Origin of the sequence: Pseudoalteromonas sp. SIMBA_162, from assembly GCF_046535955.1 — a bacterium.
In the GTDB taxonomy this organism is placed as follows: Bacteria; Pseudomonadota; Gammaproteobacteria; order Enterobacterales; family Alteromonadaceae; genus Pseudoalteromonas; species Pseudoalteromonas marina.
Genome location: NZ_JAWJBQ010000659.1, coordinates 1 through 259, shown reverse-complemented (window position 1 = coordinate 259; position 259 = coordinate 1). Strand labels below are relative to the sequence as shown.

Here is a 259-nt window from a genome sequence, read left to right as displayed (position 1 = left end):
GATGCGCTGCGGCGCGCGCACCGGCGTATGACCGGTGCAGGTCAGCGACAGGCCGGCCTGCAGCGCCGGGTCGGCGAGCCCCTGGACCAGGTCGCGCCCCCACATCAGCCGCTCGCGCACGTCGTGCGAATAGTTGCCGGTGTCGAGTTCCGCGTCCGGACCGAAGAACTCCGCATGCAGCACGTTGAAGCGCGCGGCGCCGTCGCCGACCACGCGCACGAGCGGCAGCGCGTCGACGCGCGCCGCATGCGCATGCAGC

Annotated in this window: 1 protein-coding gene; it reads right to left on the bottom strand. The window is 73.4% G+C overall.

The window, feature by feature from the left end; translation table 11 throughout:
- The coding region (locus tag R0J88_RS21310; RefSeq protein WP_410901071.1) for a hypothetical protein at nt 1-259 on the bottom strand (259 nt) is incomplete at both ends.